At 39.1% G+C, this 20462-nt stretch carries 22 protein-coding genes; 5 read left to right on the top strand and 17 right to left on the bottom strand.

Going from position 1 to position 20462, the window contains the following annotated elements; translation table 11 throughout:
- Nucleotides 1–7: 7 nt before the first annotated feature.
- From Q8M41_RS08490 to fumC, 3 genes are read right to left on the bottom strand one after another with little or no spacing between them, the layout of a single operon-like run.
- Nucleotides 8–805 (bottom strand): S1/P1 nuclease, encoded by a 798-nt coding sequence (locus Q8M41_RS08490; protein ID WP_305364826.1) that lies wholly within the window; start codon nucleotides 803–805, stop codon nucleotides 8–10.
- A 6-nt stretch (nucleotides 806–811) separates the two neighbouring features.
- Nucleotides 812–1315 carry a fumarate hydratase gene (locus tag Q8M41_RS08485; protein WP_305364825.1) on the bottom strand — a complete coding sequence of 168 codons (504 nt, stop codon included), beginning with the start codon at nucleotides 1313–1315 and terminating at the stop codon, nucleotides 812–814.
- Between the two features lie 53 nt (nucleotides 1316–1368).
- Entirely contained in the window at nucleotides 1369–2766 is a 1398-nt protein-coding gene (fumC, locus tag Q8M41_RS08480) for a class II fumarate hydratase (RefSeq protein WP_305364824.1), read from the bottom strand.
- Nucleotides 2767–2953: 187 nt separating this feature from the next.
- Here fumC and Q8M41_RS08475 point away from each other — a divergent pair, with 187 nt between their 5' ends.
- The 3 genes from Q8M41_RS08475 (at nucleotide 2954) to Q8M41_RS08465 (ending at nucleotide 4977) form a co-directional block, all read left to right on the top strand.
- A complete protein-coding gene (locus Q8M41_RS08475; protein ID WP_305364823.1) occupies nucleotides 2954–4171 on the top strand; it encodes a serine hydrolase in 1218 nt (405 codons plus the stop codon).
- 87 nt (nucleotides 4172–4258) lie between these two features.
- Nucleotides 4259–4657 carry a response regulator gene (locus Q8M41_RS08470; RefSeq protein WP_305364822.1) on the top strand — a complete coding sequence of 133 codons (399 nt, stop codon included), beginning with the start codon at nucleotides 4259–4261 and terminating at the stop codon, nucleotides 4655–4657.
- A gap of 14 nt (nucleotides 4658–4671) precedes the next feature.
- On the top strand, nucleotides 4672–4977 hold the full coding sequence (locus Q8M41_RS08465) for a YbaB/EbfC family nucleoid-associated protein (protein ID WP_305364821.1): 306 nt from the start codon (nucleotides 4672–4674) through the stop codon (nucleotides 4975–4977).
- A 23-nt stretch (nucleotides 4978–5000) separates the two neighbouring features.
- Here the strand turns inward: Q8M41_RS08465 and Q8M41_RS08460 are convergent, their stop codons facing one another.
- The 7 genes from Q8M41_RS08460 to trmB form a co-directional block, all read right to left on the bottom strand.
- On the bottom strand, nucleotides 5001–6266 hold the full coding sequence (locus tag Q8M41_RS08460) for a glucose-1-phosphate adenylyltransferase (RefSeq protein ID WP_305364820.1): 1266 nt from the start codon (nucleotides 6264–6266) through the stop codon (nucleotides 5001–5003).
- A gap of 1 nt (nucleotide 6267) precedes the next feature.
- Nucleotides 6268–7689: a glycogen synthase gene (locus tag Q8M41_RS08455; RefSeq protein WP_305364819.1), complete on the bottom strand. Its 1422-nt coding sequence runs from the start codon at nucleotides 7687–7689 to the stop codon at nucleotides 6268–6270.
- A gap of 120 nt (nucleotides 7690–7809) precedes the next feature.
- On the bottom strand, nucleotides 7810–10623 hold the full coding sequence (gene polA, locus Q8M41_RS08450; protein WP_305364818.1) for a DNA polymerase I: 2814 nt from the start codon (nucleotides 10621–10623) through the stop codon (nucleotides 7810–7812).
- Between the two features lie 37 nt (nucleotides 10624–10660).
- Nucleotides 10661–11230 carry a DNA-3-methyladenine glycosylase I gene (locus Q8M41_RS08445; protein ID WP_305364817.1) on the bottom strand — a complete coding sequence of 190 codons (570 nt, stop codon included), beginning with the start codon at nucleotides 11228–11230 and terminating at the stop codon, nucleotides 10661–10663.
- Nucleotides 11231–11292: 62 nt separating this feature from the next.
- Entirely contained in the window at nucleotides 11293–11472 is a 180-nt protein-coding gene (locus Q8M41_RS08440) for a hypothetical protein (RefSeq protein WP_305364816.1), read from the bottom strand.
- A 37-nt stretch (nucleotides 11473–11509) separates the two neighbouring features.
- Complete coding sequence (locus Q8M41_RS08435) at nucleotides 11510–11845, bottom strand: MGMT family protein (RefSeq protein WP_305364815.1); 336 nt, start codon at nucleotides 11843–11845, stop codon at nucleotides 11510–11512.
- Entirely contained in the window at nucleotides 11846–12496 is a 651-nt protein-coding gene (trmB, locus tag Q8M41_RS08430; RefSeq protein WP_305364814.1) for a tRNA (guanosine(46)-N7)-methyltransferase TrmB, read from the bottom strand.
- Nucleotides 12497–12549: 53 nt separating this feature from the next.
- On the opposite strand from trmB, the gene Q8M41_RS08425 reads away from it, so the two are divergent.
- A complete protein-coding gene (locus Q8M41_RS08425) occupies nucleotides 12550–13479 on the top strand; it encodes a GDP-L-fucose synthase (RefSeq protein WP_305364813.1) in 930 nt (309 codons plus the stop codon).
- Nucleotides 13480–13511: 32 nt separating this feature from the next.
- Here the strand turns inward: Q8M41_RS08425 and Q8M41_RS08420 are convergent, their stop codons facing one another.
- The 7 genes from Q8M41_RS08420 to Q8M41_RS08390 form a co-directional block, all read right to left on the bottom strand.
- Nucleotides 13512–13973: a hypothetical protein gene (locus tag Q8M41_RS08420; RefSeq protein WP_305364812.1), complete on the bottom strand. Its 462-nt coding sequence runs from the start codon at nucleotides 13971–13973 to the stop codon at nucleotides 13512–13514.
- The gene (locus Q8M41_RS08415; protein WP_305364811.1) at nucleotides 13951–14331 is read right to left on the bottom strand and encodes a phage holin family protein; all 381 of its coding nucleotides are present in this window, start codon (nucleotides 14329–14331) and stop codon (nucleotides 13951–13953) included. Before Q8M41_RS08415 ends, Q8M41_RS08420 begins: the two co-directional genes overlap by 23 nt.
- A 14-nt stretch (nucleotides 14332–14345) precedes the next feature.
- The gene (locus tag Q8M41_RS08410; protein ID WP_305364810.1) at nucleotides 14346–14663 is read right to left on the bottom strand and encodes a YtxH domain-containing protein; all 318 of its coding nucleotides are present in this window, start codon (nucleotides 14661–14663) and stop codon (nucleotides 14346–14348) included.
- Between the two features lie 65 nt (nucleotides 14664–14728).
- Nucleotides 14729–15772 (bottom strand): AI-2E family transporter, encoded by a 1044-nt coding sequence (locus Q8M41_RS08405; protein ID WP_305364809.1) that lies wholly within the window; start codon nucleotides 15770–15772, stop codon nucleotides 14729–14731.
- Nucleotides 15773–15872: 100 nt separating this feature from the next.
- Nucleotides 15873–17276, bottom strand: coding sequence for a sigma-54 dependent transcriptional regulator (locus tag Q8M41_RS08400; protein ID WP_305364808.1), 1404 nt, complete (start codon nucleotides 17274–17276; stop codon nucleotides 15873–15875).
- A gap of 108 nt (nucleotides 17277–17384) precedes the next feature.
- Complete coding sequence (locus Q8M41_RS08395) at nucleotides 17385–18167, bottom strand: enoyl-CoA hydratase/isomerase family protein (protein ID WP_305364807.1); 783 nt, start codon at nucleotides 18165–18167, stop codon at nucleotides 17385–17387.
- 58 nt (nucleotides 18168–18225) lie between these two features.
- On the bottom strand, nucleotides 18226–18645 hold the full coding sequence (locus tag Q8M41_RS08390; protein WP_305364806.1) for a cobalamin B12-binding domain-containing protein: 420 nt from the start codon (nucleotides 18643–18645) through the stop codon (nucleotides 18226–18228).
- 140 nt (nucleotides 18646–18785) lie between these two features.
- Here Q8M41_RS08390 and Q8M41_RS08385 point away from each other — a divergent pair, with 140 nt between their 5' ends.
- Nucleotides 18786–20456, top strand: coding sequence for a glutamine--tRNA ligase/YqeY domain fusion protein (locus tag Q8M41_RS08385; RefSeq protein ID WP_305364805.1), 1671 nt, complete (start codon nucleotides 18786–18788; stop codon nucleotides 20454–20456).
- Nucleotides 20457–20462 lie beyond the last annotated feature (6 nt).

Here is a 20462-nt window from a genome sequence, read left to right as displayed (position 1 = left end):
ATTGAACTTAAGCTGAAAAAATACTGTTTAGTAAGGCCGCAAGATGAATTCCCCCTTTAAGCATTTGCTGGTTCGCGATTTCGATATTATCATAAATATAGCGGTAGCTCAATTTATCACCATTATTCACCTTTGCATATAGTTTCTCACTGATGCGGTAGGAATCTTTAACCCATTGTGCTGCATCCTGTGATTGCAGCGAATGCAATTGATTTTTATCAATAAAATTAATGGAACGCGAATATTCTGTATAGCTAAGTTCTTGTGAATCAATTAGATCTGAATCCCATACACGGTGCAGGTTAGTATTTTGTCCGAACCAGGTTAACTGAATTCGATTACCTCCAAGATCTTCAAAACGGCCGGTATGCATTGGCTGATGGAGGTCGCCCACCAAATGTATGAGCAAACGCAAGTACATTACCTTCTTATCCTGTTCAAGATTCTTATTTTTTAATTCTGCACTCAGAAAAAGAATTTTAGTGTAGGCATCTGTAACGGTATCGCGTTTTAACGCGAAATCAAGCTGCTCTTCGTTCAATCCGGCAGGCAGATTAATATAATGCCAGTTATTAAGGTAATTATAAGAAGGTTCAGATTTAATAAAATCTGCCCAATTACTGGCCATTGCAAGGTTTTCATTTCCCAGTATTAGTTTTATTTCACGGCTTGCTTTCCTGTTCAGATAGCTCTCTGCGATCTGACCCACTACCCTGTGTCCAAGGAGTCCCCAGGCCATAGCCTGAACGGGCAGATAGAGTAGCACAAAGACCAGAAATACTTTCTTTAGGGAATTAAGTTTCATAATAAATTAGTTTAGTGGTTTCTGAATACAGATCGTTTTTTCTTTAAGGGATAGTTTAATATTCTGATGCTGTTTTAAGCTTTCAAGATATAAACTATCGCCTGTATTTTTTCGGATAATAAATGCCGGAAGATATTGACCAACGCGGTAACATCCTGAGATTTTTTGCTTAAAATTTGGTTTTGTAAAAGTTGTTGTCAGCATCAGGGTATCCCCATTGCTGAGGTAGGTTCCTTTTGCGTATTCGGTCCAGCTTCCATTATTAAAACAGGAGTCGGGGTAAGTATTTACTTTAGCGAAAGTTTTTATCGTTAGATAAACAGAATCACACGAGAAGCGAAATTGATGCCTGGAATATTGCAGCAGTTCATCCTGGTAGTCAACGCTATCTTCTTCCCATATTCCCTGAATACTTTCTGTGCCCTTACCCTGAAGATTAGGATTGAATTTGCAGGAGGCTGAAGCCAGCAGTAATAAGGCAAAAAAGAAAATACGGGCGTTTTTTACCATTTTGAATTTATAAACACCTCTCCCGGGCCAATGGCGAAGGAGAGAGATACTAATTATTTTAATCCGCCAATCATATCTTCAGGACGGACCCATTGATCAAATTGTTCGTTAGTCAGTAAACCAAGACCAATGGCAGCTTCACGCAGTGACTTGTTTTCTTTAAGGGCTTTTTTAGCAATTTTGGCAGCATTTTCATAACCAATATGAGGATTAAGTGCTGTCACAAGCATCAAAGAGTTTTCAAGGTGTTTCTTGATACCTTCATAATTAGGCTCTATTCCTGCCACACAATTATTGGTGAAAGATACGCAGGCATCTCCGATTAAGCGTGCCGACTGAAGGAAATTAGCGGCCATCACCGGTTTAAAAACATTCAGCTCGTAATGACCATTTGAACCTCCGATACTAATTGTAACATCATTACCCATAACCTGTGCTGCAACCATGGTTACCGCTTCATTTTGGGTTGGGTTTACTTTTCCGGGCATGATGGAGGAACCGGGCTCATTGTCAGGAATATGAATCTCCCCAATACCTGAACGTGGGCCTGAGGCCAGCATCCGGATATCGTTTGCAATTTTCATCAGTGAAACAGCGATTTGCTTTAATGCACCATGAGTTTCAACGATTGCATCATGCGCAGCCAATGCTTCAAATTTATTCTCGGCAGTGATGAAGGGCAAGCCGGTAAATTGGGCTATGTAAGCGGCAACACTAACATCATATCCTTTTGGGGTATTGATGCCTGTACCAACGGCAGTTCCGCCCAATGCCAGTTCTGATAGATGATCTAAAGTATTTCTTAAGGCTTTTAATCCGTGATTTAATTGCGAAACATAACCCGAAAATTCCTGTCCTAGTGTTAGTGGAGTAGCATCCATCAGGTGGGTACGGCCAATCTTAACCACCGCTTTAAATTTTTCGGCTTTAAGATGAAGAGCATCACGAAGCTTTTCTATGCCTGGAATAGTGGTTTCGATAACCATTTTATAGGCTGCAATATGCATAGCCGTAGGATAGGTATCATTTGAAGACTGCGACTTATTTACATCGTCATTTGGGTGTACAAAGGTTTTTCCTTCACCCAGTTTGTTTCCCTGAAGAACATGAGCCCGGTTCGCGATAACCTCATTTACATTCATGTTCGACTGGGTACCAGAGCCAGTCTGCCAAATCACCAGAGGAAATTCTGAGGAGAGTTTACCTTCCAATATTTCATCGCAAACCTTTGCAATCAGATCGCGTTTCTCTGGTGCTAAAATACCGCTGTCGGTATTGGTATATGCAGCCGCTTTTTTCAGATAGGCGAAAGCATCAATTATTTCCTTTGGCATTGAGGCTTCGGGACCGATCTTAAAATTATTTCTTGAACGCTCGGTTTGGGCACCCCAGTATTTATCTGTGGGCACTTTAACTTCGCCCATAGTATCGTGTTCTACTCTGTAAGTCATTGGAACAGGTTTTTTGTTATGCTGCAAATTTAGATTTTTTTACCTTGAATCTGGGGCAAAAATTTAGATTTTACGATCTAAATTGTAACAATCTGAACAATTTATACCACGGTGTTTATAACTCTTTTATTAGCCTTTTTATAATATTTTCTAATTTTCAGCATTAAATCTATACCAAATACATTTCATGATCAATTATCTCCGTAACAGCTTAGTATTGTTTGTCCTTTTCATATTAGTACAAGCCTGTAGTTCAGATCCTTCAGAAACAAGAAAGAATAAAATTCTTAAAAAAGAAGTGCCGGATAGTGTTGTTCTTTTTTATGATCCCAGAAAAGCTGATAAACGAATAGATGAAATTGTAACGAATCTTCACAGGAAATCAGGATTTAATGGCAATGTACTGGTAGCTAAGAACGGAAAGATTATTTATGAAAGAGCTATTGGCTGGGCGGATCACCTTCATCGCGATAGTTTAAAGATCAATTCAGTTTTTGAGCTTGCCTCAGTCTCCAAACCATTTACTTCTACTGCTATTATGATGCTTGTTGAAGATGGTAAATTAAAGCTAAATCAGAATGTCAAGGAGTTTTATCCTGATTTTCCTTACGATAGTATAACGGTTGAGCTTCTTTTAACCCACAAATCGGGTATGATGAATTATGTTTATTTCGTAGACGATCTTTGGAAAGCGCAAAAGAAAGATGAGCGTCCGGGAATTACTAATCAGGATGTAATGAAGTTAATCGCCGAACATAAGCCTAATCCATACTCCAAACCTAACAGAAGGTTCCATTACAATAATTCTAATTACATGGTTCTGGCTGCGATTATTGAAAAGGTAAGCGGCCAAAAATATTCTCAATTTATGGCTGAGAATATCTTTAAACCACTTGGGATGAAGAATACCGCAGTGTATTCTAAGGCTGAGTTTGACAAGATTCCTGTGGATGTGGTTGGACATGACCGTAACTGGCGCCGCTCGGTAGCACAAAATTTTCTTGATGGACCAGTTGGCGATAAAGGAATATACAGCACCATTCATGACCTCTATTTATTTGACAGGGCTATGAGGAAAGCCAAATTATTGAAACCCGAGACCATGGATTCGGTTTATTCTCCTCATAATGTGATGCAAAGAGGGCATTTTAATTATGGTTATGGCTGGCGGACCTTTGAGAATGGCAAAAATAAAGTTGTATATCATACCGGCTGGTGGCATGGTTTCAGGAATATTTATTTAAGGCAGGTGAATAAAGATATTACGATTATCTTATTAACTAATCTTACAAACGGAAGTTTATTGAAACTTGATGAACTTTATAAGGTTGCGGGTATGCCAATCGTAAGAAGAAGTGCCTATTCAGGAAATGGACAAAGTTCAGTTTCTGATGATGAGGATTAGTTCACAAATTCTCTTTGAATAAATTCTTTTAATCAAAGAAATCAGAAGATCATTTTTTTTGCCTGTAAATATGGTTAACTTGCCTAAATGGATTTGAAGAGCAGAGTTTTTATTATTGATGATGATCCGATTCATCAGCGTATAGCTCAGATCATGATATCAAAGCATAATCTGTTCGATGAGTATTTCAGTTATACAGATGCTCAAAAAGCACTTGATTTTTTAGAGGAGAACAAAAAAAATGAGGAAACACTCCCGGATGTCATTCTTCTTGACCTGAATATGCCGGTACTTGATGGATGGGACTTTCTCGAGACTTTTGAAACACTTATTAAAGAGTTCAAAAAAAATATCCGGGTTTTTATTGTTTCCTCTTCGGTTGATGAAAAAGATGTACTTCGTTCAAAATCATATGTCGCTGTTAAGGGTTTTATTTCCAAGCCTTTGTCTCCGGATATCATCAGGTCAATTATAGAGACTAATTAAATTTCGATTAATTTATGTTTGATAAATTACTACAGGCGCAGCAAAAGGCCGAGGAAATAAAGAAACGATTAGATTTAATTTCTGTTTCTGCAGAAGTTGAAGGGGGTAAAATCAGAATTACTTCAACCGCCAATAAGCACATATCAGCGATTTCAATTGATCCTGAGTTTTTACGATCAGCTGATCATGAAGAATTGGAAGAATTGCTCGCAGCAGCAGTAAACAAGGTCTTAGCACAGGCAGATAATGTAAGCCAAACAGAAATGCAGGCAGTTACCCGTGACATGATGGGAGGCCTCGGCAATTTGTTCGGGAAATAGTATTATCTGTTTATTCTCCCTTTTCAGATTACTGTTCCATTAGGAATTACGGCTAATTTTTTGACGACTACAATACCGTCTTTAATGGTATGAGTTTTAAAATCCCCATTTTCGAGATGATTGCCTCCATTAATTCTGACATCATCGCCAATGAAACAATTTTTATCAATGATAGCATTCTTAATGTAGCATCTTTCGCCAATACCCATAACAGGTCGTTTGGATTGCGCAGCATCTTCCAGTTCATGCAGGGTTTGGTATCGGTCTCCTCCCATCACATAACTGTTGACGATAGTTGTTCCGGTACCGATACGGGTCCTGATTCCGATAACTGAGCGTTCTATCCTGCTTGCATTAATGATACATCCATCAGAGATTATGGTTTTTTCTAATGTTGTTCCTGATATTTTTGATGGAGGCAACATTCTGGCTCTGGAATAGATAGGCCTTTTATCGAAAAGATTAAATTCGGGAATATCATCCGTCAATCCAATATTTGCATCGAAGAAAGAGTGAATATTACCGATATCGGTCCAATAACCCTCAAACTTGTAACTGAGTACTTTATGATCCCCAATTGACTGAGGAATGATTTCCTTACCAAAATCAGTTCTTGTATTATTCTCGAGTAAATCAAAAAGTAATTTTTTATTGAACAGGTAAATACCCATTGATGCCAGATATTCCTTTCCCTTTTTTTTCAGTACATCTCCAACATCTGATTTCCATTCAGGTAGTAATTCCTTCTTTGGTTTTTCAATAAATGAGGTAATGAGGTTATTTTCATCAGCTTTCAGGATACCAAAATCACTTGCATCTTTGCCATTTACAGGAATTGTTGCAATACTGATCTCTGCTCCGCTCATTTCGTGATTTCTGACCATTTCTCCAAAATCCATCTGATACAACTGGTCTCCTGACAGAATCAGCACATAATCACAATTATGTTGTACAATATGACCAAGACTCTGCCTGACGGCATCTGCAGTGCCCTGAAACCAGGTACTATTACCCGGTGTTTGTTCGGCAGCGAGAATATCCACAAATGCTTCACTGAAAAAACTAAAATGATAGGTATTTTTAATATGCTTATTTAAGGAAGCAGAATTAAATTGAGTTAGTACAAAAATTCGCTCAATCCCCGAATTCAGGCAATTTGAAATTGGAATATCCACCAATCGGTATTTCCCAGCAATTGGAACTGCCGGTTTTGAACGGGTATCAGTCAAAGGATATAAGCGGGAACCTTGTCCACCACCCAGGACAACAGATATTACTTTAGAATTCATTTCAATCATTGCTCAAGCTTTTATAAAGGTTAATATATTCTTCTGCCGACTTATCCCATGAAAAATCAAGTGACATTAATTTTTTTCTTATTATAGTCATTCTTTCAGGATCTTCGTAAACTTCACAGGCTCTTCCGATCACAGTTTTTATGCTTTGTATACTCAGCTCATCAAAACTAAAGCCATAACCTCCTGCCTCTTTTAAATCAATCACAGTGTCTTTTAAACCACCTGTTTTATGAACAACAGGTATGGTTCCATATCGCATCGCATAAAGCTGGTTTAATCCGCATGGCTCCACTCTTGATGGCATGATCAAGAAGTCAGCACCAGCATAGATTCGATGCGAAAGCATTTCATCATATCCGATAAAAACCCCATATTGTTTTTTATATTTTATAGAGAGATCTTTTAATTCCTTTTCAGTTTTCGGATCTCCTGAACCTAAAATAAGAAAATTTAGTTTTCCTTTATAGGTTTCCAGGCAGGATGCAATAGCTTCCGAAAGCAGATCCGCTCCTTTCTCACCTACCAGCCGTCCGATAAATACAACCAGTGGTTTTGTACTAGTCAAACCAAACTCTTTACAAAGTTGTTTTTTATTTTCTTTCTTACCAGCATTAACGCTTTCAACTGAATAGGTTTTGAAGATCATTGGATCAGTCTCCGAATTCCAAACCAGGGTGTCTATCCCATTAATTATTCCAGATCCTTTGGCTTCTTCCATCTGAAACAATTTTTCAAGACCATTCGAATTGATTGATAGTTCTTTCAGGTAGCTTGGAGAAACCGTGGTAAATTTCCAACAGCACTTTACTGAGGCTGCCAGGGAATTAATACAGTTCCCCCAGTCCAGAAGACCGGCTTTGCTCAGGTCGAAGGCAGGTAAGAAAGAAATTTTATCCCAACCAAACCAGCCCTGGTACTGTCCGTTATGTATCGTGCAAACAGTCGGAATCGAGGCCAGATTGCTATATGCAATGGTATGAGAAACCAGAAAAGGAATTAGTCCGGTATGGTGATCATGACAATGAATAATATCAGGCTTTTCATCAGCTTTGCTGATCCAATCCAGAAATGAAAGTTGAAAACTAATAAATTGCTCAATTTCATCAGGATAGCAATATATTTCTCTGCGATCAAGGAGTCCGGGTATTTGAATCAGATATAAATCAAAACCAAGTGTTCTGTTCCTTTCTTTGAGAACAGTGTATTCAAAAATTTTAGTTCCTAATATTCCCTTTGATTTGAATATAAGATCAAAAGTGTGTTCCTGAACAAATTTCCGATCGTAATAGGGCAATACCACTGAGGCATTTATTCCTGCTTCACAAAGGTATTTAGGCAGCGCACCAACCACATCCCCAAGTCCGCCGACTTTGGCAACCGGGTAGCATTCTGCGCTGAGGTGCATGACATTCATAAACGAATATTGAAAACTGAATTTAAGAAATGTAAACTACAAAACTTAATATGTTAATCTTATTGGAAAAAGATAACAAAATATCAGCCGATATTCAAATTCGGCACAACTGCGATTTTATTAATGAGCTTCCAGCCAGTTTCGGCCTTCACCAACCTCAACCAGAATTGGAACCTCCATTTTAATCGCATTTTTCATTCGCTCGGTAATGATCCCTTTCATGATCTCGGTTTCATTAATCAGTACATCAAACACCAATTCATCATGTACCTGCATCGTCATTTTCGAACCCAGTTTATGATCTTTGATATCCTGATGAATCCTGATCATCGCAATCTTGATCATGTCTGCTGCCGATCCCTGAATGGGTGCATTAATCGCATTTCGCTCCGCAAAGCCCCTAACAGTCTGATTGGCTGAATTAATATCCCTGAGGTATCGTCTTCTACCCATAATAGTTTCCACGTACCCATTTTCACGTGCAAAGTTCATGGTATCATTCATATACTTCTTAATATTGGGGTAGGTATTGAAATAATTTTCAATAATTTCTGCTGCTTCCTTTCTGGGGATACCGAGATTTTGTGATAGCCCAAAAGCTGACTGTCCATAGATGATTCCAAAGTTTACGGCTTTTGCATTCCTTCTTTGGGTTGAGTTTACTTCTTCCAGCGCAATTCCATACACTTTAGCGGCTGTTGCAGTATGAATATCCAGTCCGTTTACAAAAGCTTCCATCATATTCTCATCCTTACTGATCTCGGCAATGATCCTCAGTTCGATCTGGGAATAATCTGCTGATAATAAAACATGTTCGTTGTCTCGCGGAATAAAGGCTTTTCGGACCTCCCTGCCACGCTCTGTTCGAATGGGAATATTCTGAAGATTTGGGTTGTTTGAACTCAGACGGCCCGTTGATGCAACTGCCTGATTATAAGAGGTATGTATGCGGCCCGTTTTCGGGTTGACCATCTGAGGTAAGGCATCAACATAAGTGGATTTCAGCTTTTGTAATTGTCTGAAATCAAGAATGTCAGCTACAATATCACTTTTATTGGCCAGCCTCAGGAGAACATCTTCGCCGGTCTGATACTGTCCGGTCTTGGTTTTTTTTGCCTGCGGATCAAGCTGAAGTTTATCAAACAGAACCTCACCAAGTTGTTTTGGTGAGGCGATATTGAATTTTACACCGGCCTTTTCATAAATTGTTTTTTCGAAAGACCGGATATCAGTTTCAAGTGTTTTAGAAAATTCTACCAGTGCTTCCTGATCGATTTTTACTCCTTCACGTTCAATATCTGCAAGAACATAGATCAGGGGATTCTCAATATCTTCAGCGAGCTTCCAGGCATTGACAGATTTGAGGATGGGTTCGAATACAGTCTTCAACTGAAGGGTGATATCAGCATCTTCTGCTGCATATTCTTTTACCTTTTCTATGTCAGCATCCCTCATATTTCCCTGATTCTTACCTTTCTCACCAATCAGTGTGCTTATACTCACAGGACTGTAATTCAGGTAATTTTCAGCAAGTAGATCCATGTTATGACGCGAATCGGGATCAATCAGATAATGTGCAAGCATGGTATCGAAAAGTTCACCCTGCATATCGATATCATACCATTTAAGAACCAGGATATCATATTTTATATTTTGGCCTATCTTAGAGATAAGAGGGTTCTCCAAAACTGATTTAAATTCAGTTACAATGGTTCTGCATTCATTCTGGTCTGCCGGAAGCGGAACATACCATGCTTCACCTTGTTTAACACTGAATGAAAGTCCAACAAGTTCGCAATTGTTGGCATCAAGTCCGGTGGTTTCAGTATCAAAACAGAAGAAGCTATGGTCATTGAGTAAGCGAAGGAGGCTGCTTCTTTTCTCTGCATTATCCACCAGTTGATAATTATGATCGGTATTGCTGATGTTTTTGAAGCTTAATGGCATTTGAGGAAGGCTTATTTCTTCCCTTTTATTTGAATCAGCAGGTTCCTTTACCTCATGATTTCCAAACAGATCCATTTGTCCGGAAGAAGGGCTGGATTTTACATCAGCAATGCTGAATTCATCACCAAAAACTCTTTTTCCAAGTGTACGAAACTCCAGTTCTGCGAAAAGGGGTTCCAGGACATCCCGATTTGGTTCATCAACGTGCAAAGCATCCACATCAAGATCTACTGGTGCATTCAGCATGATGGTAGCAAGTTTTTTTGAGATCAGACCCTGTTCAGCGAAATTTTCAACATTTTCCCGAAGTTTGCCCTTCAGTTCATGACTATTGCTGATAATATTTTCGATTGAACCGTATTGTTTGATCAGTTGTTTTGCGGTTTTTTCACCAATTCCCGGAATCCCAGGGATATTATCTACTGCATCACCCCATAAGCCCAAAATATCGATTACCTGTTCAACATGATCAATTTCCCATTTTTCAAGAATTTCTTTTACACCCTGAATTTCCATTCCATTACCCATTCGGGCAGGTTTGTAAATGAAAATGTTTTCGGAAACAAGTTGCCCGAAATCTTTATCGGGGGTCATGCAGTAAACTGTAAATCCTTCGATTTCTGCTTTTTTGGCCAAAGTGCCTATCAGGTCATCGGCCTCGTATCCATCAGAAAATATAACCGGGATGTTAAATCCCTCAATCAGGCGGATGATATATGGAATTGCTGTCGAAAGATCCTCGGGCATTGCCTGACGGTGAGCTTTATACGCTGTAAAATCAGTATGCCTTTCAGTAGGTGCATCGGTATCAAATACCACGGCCATATGACTGGGATTTTCTTTCTTAAGAACTTCCAGCAACGTATTTGTGAACCCCATTATGGCTGATGTATTCAGACCACCGGATGTGAACCTCGGATTTTTACTCAATGCAAAATGGGCTCTGTAAATCAGGGCGAATGCATCTAGGAGAAATAGCTTTTTCATTATCAGTATTGAATTTCGGGAATATTCCCTCTAAAATTTATCTGGCTATGCAGCCTTCAATATGGTCGTTTACCATTCCTGTTGCCTGCATATGCGCGTAACAAATAGTTGTTCCAAAGAATTTGAAGCCCCGCTTTTTCATATCTGCACTGATGCGGTCTGAAAGTTCAGTTCTGGGCTGCAAGTCCTTGTGGCTGTTTAATTTATTTATAATTGGTTTTTTATCTGGTAGAAATCCCCAGATATAATTGGAAAAGGAACCGAATTCTTCCTGAATTCCCAGAAATAATTTGGCATTGCTTATTGCAGCATTAATCTTTAACCGGTTTCGAATAATTCCCTCATCCTGTAATAAGCGTTCTACATCCTCTTGGCTGAAAGCGGCAACTTTAAGGGCATCAAAATTTGCGAATGCTTTCCGGTAATTTTCGCGCTTCCGCAGGATAGTAATCCAGCTGAGACCTGCCTGTGCACTCTCGAGAATTAAAAATTCGAATAAAGTCTGATCATCATAAACGGGTTTGCCCCATTCTTCATCATGATATCTGACGTAAAGAGGGTCGGTGCCACACCAGGCACATCTGACAATATTTTGATCTTGATTCAAAGTTTGGGTTATTTAAAGATAAATACAAGGCCTTCATTAATTTAAACAAAATACGATATGGCTCACGATAAATTACTATTGAGTTCTTCCCAATATTCGAGAGCTCTCCGGTAATGAGGAATAACAATAGAACCTCCTACCAGATTTGCAATCATAAAGATCTCATTCATTTCAGCAGTATCCATAATCCGTTCATTCATCCGGGTACGGTAGCTGTTGAATTCATCGATCATTTTTCCCATAATTTTATGCAATTATATTTTGCAGGCTTTTCGGTTTTTAGAGTTCAAGTTCAATAGCGGGATCCCAGAATAGATTTTTGAAATCAACAATTTTGTCATTATTCACTTTAACCCCTTCGTTTTCAAGTAATTGCTGCATCATGTCTGCTGAGCCGAAATGAAATTTACCGGTGAGCAAACCATTTCTGTTCACTACCCGCTGGGCAGGCACTGGCGGAAAGGTCGTATGTGCAGCATTCATTGCATAGCCGACCATTCTTGATGAGCCTCTTGTTCCAAGATAAGAGGCTATTGCACCATAAGAACTTACCCTTCCTTTCGGTATGAGTCTTACAACCTGGTAGACCTGATCATAGAAACTAAGCTTGTCCATTTACTCAAAACTAAACTTCAGGTAATTTATATTCTTGTCATTTGCAAGATACTTTTTCTCATAATAGGTTTTGATTGAAAGTATATCATCCGCAAAAGGGGATTTGTAAAGGTCGGCAGTACTAATATGTGTAACAAGACCGAGCTCTTTTATTTTTGCAAGAGTAAAGATATATAAAAGGTCGCTATCTGTTTTTAAATGTATCGGACCACCTTTTTTGAGAACCTTTTTGTACATATCCAGGAAACGGCTTGAAGTCAGGCGTTTTTTCTCCCGGCTAATCTGTGGCTGAGGATCCGGGAAAGTGATCCAAATCTCAGAAACCTCGGTTTCAGAGAAATAATCCAGCAGATTTTCGATCTGAATTCTGAGGAAGGCAACGTTTGGGATATTTTCTTCAATAGCGGTTTTTGCACCCCTCCAGATTCGGTTTCCCTTATAGTCTATTCCAATAAAATTGATTTCAGGATACAGTCGGGCAAGGTTTACTGTGTACTCACCTTTACCACATCCCAGTTCGAGAATCAGGGGATTATTGTTCTTAAAATGATGTTCAGCCCAGTAGCCCTTTAATACCTTTCCATCTTCAAGCTCTATGACATTTTCAAAAGCTGTGATTTCTGCAAAGCGACGAAGTTTATCCTTACCCATTTCTAATCTAAAATGCCAGTAAAAATAGTTCTATCTTTGCATACTCTATAATAATGGATAAAACATCTAAAATATATATTGCAGGCCATCGTGGAATGGTGGGTTCTGCCATTTTTAGAAAACTCGAAAAGGAAGGTTATTCCAATCTTGTGACACGAACTTCATCTGAATTGGATTTGAGAGACCAGCCTGCTGTAAGAGACTTTTTCCATAAAGAAAAACCGGATTATGTATTTCTTGCGGCAGCCAGGGTTGGGGGTATAATTGCTAATAATACATTCAGGGCCGATTTTTTATTTGAGAATCTGTCTATACAGAATAATGTAATCCATCAATCCTATCTGAACGGAGTAAAAAAGCTAATGTTTCTGGGCTCAAGCTGTATTTATCCTAAACATGCACCGCAACCACTCAGGGAAGAATATTTATTGACCGGATTACTTGAAACGACAAATGAGCCATATGCGATAGCAAAAATTGCAGGTATTAAGATGTGTGAAGCTTATCGTTCTCAGTATGGATGTAATTTTATATCTGTAATGCCTACCAATCTGTACGGTTTTAATGATAACTATCATCCACAGAATTCACATGTTTTGCCGGCTCTGATTCGAAAATTTCATGAGGCAAAACTAAATTCTGCAGAACATGTCACTATTTTAGGAACCGGAAGTCCAAGGCGTGAGTTTCTGTTTTCTGATGACCTGGCAAACGCATGTTATTATCTGATGCAGAACTATGATGAGCCGGGTATGATTAATGTTGGGACAGGCGAGGACATTACTATTCAAGATCTGGCTTTGTTAATTCAAAAAGTAATTGGTTTTGAGGGTGACTTGGTTTTTGATCCTTCCAAGCCTGATGGTACTCCCCGTAAACTTTTAGATGTTTCAAAGCTACACAGCAAAGGCTGGAAGCATGAGATTGATTTGGAACAGGGTATCAGGATGGTTTACGATGATTTCATAAAGAATTACGCATAAAAAACCTCCCGAATAAGATTGGGAGGTTCTTTCTAATAAGTTTCACTATCCGGTGGAATTCCATAATCATCAATTCCAGGCTCCTGTTTTTTCTTTCGTTTAGTTGATTTAATCCATTCCGAAAGTTTATTTATCAGATCGGTTACAACATCCTTGTTTACTGTTTTCGCAGTATTCTGGGAAAGTAATTCGACCACTGATTTTAGTAGAAATCCTGATTTCGGGAATATAAATTTATTCATTACTACCGGCAAACCAATTCGAAAAATACTGGTTACCCAGTCCTGCTGCAAACTGCCAGGTTCATTTCTGTTTGGCTTAAACATTGGACTAACCCAATCGTTAACTTTACTGAATAGCATAAGAGGTACACGAAACCTGCTGGCAATTCTGTCAGTTTCAAATTTCAATTCACCCTCTATCTCAGAACGTACAGTTCTTAAACGAAGAATCTCGGTCCGTAGATCGTCACTATTTTGAATCCTTGTTCTCATGTTGTTCTTCATTTCTATCCTTGAAAAATTTTTCAATCACTAAATTAATGATCCGCTTCTCCAAATATTTCTCTTTGATGGAATTCAAAATTACGGCTCCAAGTAAATAAATACCTGCTACGATTAAGAAACCGCCATAAGTGTTATTTAAAACTTCGGATAAATAGAATCCGAGGGCAAGGCTGCCGAATAAACAAGCAAGAACTGTAAGTACCAGAACCAGGCCATCAGTAAGTAAACCGGCAAACAATTGCGATCCCTTATCCACAGCACTGAGCACAGATAGCTCTGTTCGAACATGAATATATTCTTTAATTTTCTCAATGATATTTTGTGGATCAACCTCCTGTTCTTCCATGACCGTAGAAAAATTTAAGAATTTTTAACCTTATTATACGTACGTTCTGCATCATCAGCTGCATTGCCTACAGTTACTTTCGCCTGGGTATAATCATCTTCTGCTGACCTTATTTTTGTACGGATATTCTCAACAACTTTTTCTTTGAATTCAGTCAGGTTTTCAATTTCTTCAGCGGCACGGTCTTTAATACTATCTCCAAGATTTTTTAAGGAATCACTTAGTTTATCACGGGTGTCTGATCCTTTTTCCGGCGCGAATAATATTCCTAAAGCTGCTCCTGCGGCCATCCCGGCAAGCAGTGCAAATAAAATTTTCGAGTTGTCTTTCATTATTTATAGTTTAATATTAGGTATAAATGGTTTGTTTTTACAATTATTTCAGTATGCCATTAAAATCATTCATTCCCTCCTGATCTCAGTTTTTCAAGTCTTTCTGTTGCCAGCTTACTCGTTTCATAAATCCGGATAGTTAGCATAAAGTACGATAATAATAACGGTCCGAATACCAGACCTAGTATACCAAAGATGGGTATACCAATAATCACGCCAACTACTGTTATGATTGGATGCGTATTTGAGATCCCCTTTGCAATTATTAAACGCAAAACATTATCAATATTGGTTATTACAATAAAACCAAATAGCAGGATTCCCCAGCCAGCGGTATCATTTCCATTGGCTAACTCAATTATTGCCGCCGGTACAAATACAAGGGGCGCTCCAATAGCTGGAAGAAAACAGAGAAATGTGGCTATTACTCCCCAAAAGATGGGATCACTGATTCCAAACAGAAAGAATGAAATACTAAGAAGGGAGCCCTGAACTATGGCAATATAACCTTGTCCCAGAACATTAGAATAAGTGTTTTTCTTTAATTCTTCTGCGAATTTCAAAGCATTCTGTTCACGGAAAGGAGCGTATTTAAGCAATCCTGCTTCAAATTCCTTCTTTTGAACCATCATAAAATAAAGCAGAAAATACATAATTACCAGTCCGAGAACAATGTTAAAAGCACCACTAATCAGTGAAGGGAATAATTCTGCAGCAAACTGACTAAGTTTTGCCATTGCTTTATCCAGGAGATGCGGTTGGTCTAATTTAGAACCAATGAAATCGTCAATTCTTTGCATAATGACCATCATTCGCATTGGATCAGCCTGAAATTCTGTAATCTTATCGATAACCATCAGGCTGAGCATTAAGAACGGAAGCACTATTACCAGAAGTGAAAGAAGAATCATGAGAGTTGCAGCTATCCGATCTTTTACCTTATATTTTTCAACCAGTAAATTATAGACCGGAAGGAGAAGGGTATAAAGTACAATGGTACTTAGTAAGGTACCGGCTATTGTTCTTAGGCTATATAATACGAAACACCCTAAAATGATGAGGATGGCAAGGACTATGTCATTTCTTTGCTTATAGCTGTATATCGACATATTCTTTTTCTGCTGAATGTCCCTAAATTGGGGTCTTTAAAATAATAAAACCCGCCTGGTCCTGAAGCGGGTTTATCTGATTTCTCCTTTTGTTTGGTATTTAGTCCAGATTGATCGCTTTCATTTTATTATAAAGTGTCTTTCGGTCTATATTCAAAATTTTAGCGGCCTTTGTCTTATTGAAATTCACTTCTTTCAAAACATTCAGAATGGTTTCATATTCAGCTTCCATTGCCGCATTTTTAAGGTCATGCTTGTTTGGATTAACAGCAACATTAGAGCCAAAACTACTTTCAAGCGCAGAAGCTTTTGCAAATGTTGAGATTTCAAGTGGCAAAGCCTTGAGCTGTATTTCATTTCCTTCAGTGATCAGGGTTGCGCGTCGAATCACATTTTTTAACTCTCGTACATTTCCTGGCCAGTTATAAGTCATCATACAGTCTATCACTTCTGAAGAGAAGCCAGTGACGTTTCTGTTTAATTCAGCATTGGCCTCTTTTAAGAAATGTTCGGCAAAAAGCTGGATGTCTTTACCACGATCGCGCAATGGAGGTATGGTGATATTAAATTCATTGAAACGATGGAATAAGTCTTCCCGGAAGCGGCCTTTTTGAATCGCATCACTCAGGTTTTCATTCGTGGCAACCAGGATACGTACATCGAGATCGATTTCCTTAGTACTTCCAATTCGTTTTACTTTGCGTTCCTGAACAGTTCTTAACAATGCTGCCTGAATCTCATAAGAAAGATTCCCAACCTCATCCAGGAAGAGTGTTCCTCCGTTGGCCATTTCAAAATGACCTATTTTGGTATACATTGCACCTGTAAATGACCCTTTTTCATGACCGAAAAACTCACTTCCTGCGAGATCCTTTGTCAGGGAACCACAGTCCATCGCAATAAATGGTTTATCTTTTCTGGGACTATTAAAATGAATGCTTTTTGCAACCGATTCCTTACCTGTACCGCTCTCACCATTAAGTATTACACTGTAATTGGTTGGAGCTACCAGTTTGATTTGTTTCAGTAATTCAAGAGAAGCCGGACTTTTCCCGGCAACAAATTCTTCAGGAATTACGCTTCCACTATTTTCCCTGCGCTTTTCTGCCTCTGGTTCTTTCGATTCAGTTTGATTAATTATTTTTTGAGCCTCAAGTGCTTTATTGATGGTATTTAGTATTTCATCCGGGTAAAGCGGTTTGGAGATGTAGTCAAAGGCCCCCATTTTAATTAATTCAACAGCCAGTTTTATATCAGAATAACCCGTAATGATAATCACTCCGGTATTGGGATAGGAAGTTTTGATCTTTTTTAACATCTCCCTTCCATCGGTGTCCTCGAGTCGAAAATCACAAAGAACCAGATCAAATTCCTCCTTTGTCATTAACTCCAACGCACTGATTCCGTTGGTACTTGTTTTTACTTCGAATCCATTTCTGGTCAGGAATTTTGATAAAAGAATGCCAATGTTTATTTCGTCATCGATTATTAATATTTTATTCATGGGTATATAGGTAAACCGAGAGGCTGATAACTAGATGATTATGTTGCTAATTTAAGCATTTTATTAATAATTGGGAAATATTTTCTACACTTTTTAATAGTAGTTTTCTTACCGGCCTGTAAATTCAGCCTTTCTTTTACCCAAAAATGCAGCTACTCCTTCCCTGAAATCTTCTGATCCGAAGCAATTTGAGAACTCTGAAATCTCCGTTTCATAGCCATTGATACCATCTGCTGAAGCTGCATTAATCGCTCTGATGGCACAGCCTACTGCAAATGGGGAGCGGGTCATTATCTTTTTCATGAGTTCAGCGGCCTTTGTCAGAAGATCGTCTGCTTCAAAAACATGGTTTACAAGTCCGGTTCTGTATGCATCTTCCGCATTGATCATATCTGCTGTCATGATCATTTCCATGGCTCTTCCCTTACCAATAAGTTCGGTCAATCTTTGTGTGCCACCATAGCCTGGTATAAGCCCTAAACTTACTTCAGGAAGTCCCATTTTAGCTCCGGATGCTGCCACCCTGATATGACAAGCCATCGCAAGTTCAAGACCACCACCTAATGCAAAGCCGTTTATAGCAGCAATTACCGGTTTTGAATGGTTTTGAATAACATCAAATACCTTAATTTGTCCTTCGCGGGCAAGTTCCCTTCCTTCGTCGGCATTAAAGTCAGCAAATTCAGAAATATCTGCCCCAGCAACAAAGGCCTTTTGTCCGGCCCCGGTTATTATCAGTCCCCCAACTTCATCATCATGGACTGAACCTGTAATTACATCATGAAGTTCGGCCAGAGTGGCTTTATTAAGTGCATTAAGTTTGCTTTCGCGATTGATTGTTATATATAAAATTCGTTCACGATTTTCGATGAGCAGGTTGGAATAGTTCATTATTCAAGAAATTATAATTAGGGCTGATCTTCGCCCGGTTTTTATTAAGAATTTGGGATTAGAACTTTCTGTTCTCTGACACCCATTTTTTGATGAAAGACACTATCTCACCGGTATTTGTACCGGGTTGAAAGAGTTTACCCACCCCCAGATCATGAAGGGTTTTCATGTCATCGTCAGGTATTATTCCTCCACCAGTAACAAGAACGTCTGTCAGACCTTTTTCTTTCATAAAGTGAATTATTTTTGGAAAAACAGTCATGTGGGCACCCGAAAGAATTGAAACGCCAATGGCATCCACATCCTCCTGCAGGGCGGTATTAACAACCATTTCTGGTGTCTGACGGAGTCCGGTATAAATCACCTCCATTCCTGCATCCCGAAGAGAGCTAGCAATTATTTTTGCACCACGGTCATGACCATCCAGTCCGACTTTGGCAACCAGTACCCGAATGGGGCGATTTAGGGATTCTGTCATAATTGATATTATGTAAAAGTAAGAAGAAAATTGAATTGTATACCTCATTTCGTTTATGGAACAGATTGGAATTGTCCTGAAAACGAATAAGCTGTCCCCGCAAATAAATTTTGTTATTTTTGCAGCCTCGAAATCTGGTTATGAGTGAAGAAAGATCATTAAATTTTTTAGAAGAGATCATTGAAGATGATATTCGGAATGGCAAAAACGGTGGTCGTGTTCTGACACGTTTTCCTCCTGAGCCAAACGGCTATTTGCATATCGGGCATGCTAAATCAATTTGCCTGAACTTCGGTATCGCAGCGAAATATAATGGTAAAACCAACCTCAGGTTTGATGATACCAACCCTACAACCGAAGATGTTGAATATGTCGACAGCATTAAGAAAGATATTCAATGGCTTGGTTTTAAATGGGATAAAGAGTTGTACTCATCAGATTATTTTGATCAGTTATATGATTTTGCCCTCGAACTAGTCAAAAAGGGATTGGCTTATGTGGAAGACGGATCGGCTGAGGAAATTGCCGCCGCCAAAGGGACACCCACTGAACCAGGAAAGCCTACGCCATCCCGCAGCAGGAGCATTGAAGAAAATCTACAGCTTTTCAGAGGTATGAAGGAGGGGAAATACCCTGATGGAGCCAGGGTGTTACGTGCTAAAATTGATCTTGCTTCACCCAATATGCATCTTCGCGACCCGCTGATGTATCGTATAAAACATGCCCATCATCACCGTACAGGTGATCAATGGTGTATATACCCAATGTATGATTTTGCCCACGGGCAGTCTGATTCGCTTGAAGAAATCACCCATTCTATATGTACTCTTGAATTTGTTCCGCATCGCCCGCTTTATGAATGGTTTATCCATAAGTTAAATAATTTTCCTTCTAAGCAATATGAGTTTGCCCGTCTGAATATGAATTATACAGTGATGAGCAAAAGAAAGTTGCTTCAACTGGTTAATGAAAATCATGTAAGTGGTTGGGATGATCCAAGGATGCCGACTATCAGTGGCTTGCGCCGCCGTGGTTATACTCCACTTTCAATTCGCAATTTTAGTGAACGTATTGGTATAGCCCGACGTGAAAATCTCATAGACCTGAGTTTACTTGAATTCTGTATCCGTGAGGATCTGAACAAAAGTGCCTGGCGAAGGATGGTGGTACTTGAACCATTAAAACTTGTGATCAGTAATTATCCGGAAGGAAAGACCGAATTAATGGAGGGTGAAAATAATCCTGAGATGGAAGGTGGCGATGGATTCCGTCACATTCCGTTTAGTTCTGAGCTATGGATTGAGCGGGATGACTTTATGGAAGAGCCCACTAAAAAATACTTCCGGCTGGGTCCAGGCCTAATGGTGCGTCTGAAGCATGCTTACATTGTTCGTTGTGATAGTTTTGTAAAGGATGAAAGCGGTAATGTTTCGGAAGTTCATTGTACTTATATTCCTGAATCAAGGAGCGGGACTGATACCAGTGGGATTCATGTTAAGGGAACAATTCACTGGGTTTGTGCCAAAGCAGCACAAACAGCAGAAATACGATTGTATGATCGATTGTTCAGGGTAGAAGATCCTTCCAATGAAGACGGTAATTTCAAAGACTACATTAACCCGGATAGTTTAACGGTGATCAGCAATGCTTTTATTGAGCCTGATCTGATGAATCCTGAGGCGGACCGGGGTTACCAGTTCATTCGCAAAGGGTACTTTAGCCTGGACAGTGATTCAACACCAGGTAGACCGGTATTTAACCGGACAGTTACATTAAAAGATACCTGGGCAAAAGAATCTCAAAAATCCTGATCTTAA

Origin of the sequence: Daejeonella sp., assembly GCF_030684675.1 — a bacterium.
Taxonomy (GTDB): domain Bacteria; phylum Bacteroidota; class Bacteroidia; order Sphingobacteriales; family Sphingobacteriaceae; genus Daejeonella.
This window is presented reverse-complemented; position numbering and strand designations above follow the sequence as displayed.